This is a genomic window from Rothia sp. HMSC066G07, assembly GCF_001814485.1.
In the GTDB taxonomy this organism is placed as follows: domain Bacteria; phylum Actinomycetota; class Actinomycetes; order Actinomycetales; family Micrococcaceae; genus Rothia.
Genome location: NZ_KV816911.1, coordinates 1 through 462, shown reverse-complemented (window position 1 = coordinate 462; position 462 = coordinate 1). Strand labels below are relative to the sequence as shown.

The window sequence follows — 462 nt, the reverse complement described above, 5'->3', positions numbered from 1 at the left end:
TGTTGGCAAATGTGGGTTTGGTGAGTCAAGACTACGGCCGCTATGAACTGACTGTGCGTGAAAATCTTCTTCTGGGTTTGCCGCAGGAGGCTGTTGAGCGTCTTGGTGATGCTGATTTGTGGTCGGCTTTGTCGGTGGCTTGTGCTGATGATTTTGTGCGTGGTCTTGAGGGTGGTTTGGATGCTCAGTTGGGTGAGTCGTTTGGTGGTGTTGGTCTTTCGGGTGGTCAGTGGCAGCGTTTGGCGTTGGCGCGTGTGGTTCTTCGGGATGCGCCGGTGTGGGTGTTGGATGAGCCGACCAGTGCTGTGGATGCTGAGACTGAGGAGGAGATTTTTGCTCGGTTGAAGGTGGCTGCTGTTGGGCGTTTGGTGGTGTTGGTGTCTCATCGTGCGTGGACGTTGCGTGGTGTTGATTCTGTGGTGGTGTTGGATGGTGGGTGTGTGGTGGAGCAAGGAACCTACC

1 protein-coding gene is annotated in these 462 nt (G+C 55.2%); it reads left to right on the top strand.

Annotated features, from left to right (window positions below):
• Window positions 1-53 precede the first annotated feature (53 nt).
• Window positions 54-462, top strand: a 409-nt coding sequence (locus tag HMPREF2971_RS00005) for an ATP-binding cassette domain-containing protein (RefSeq protein ID WP_371440846.1), incomplete at its 3' end; no start/stop codon positions are given.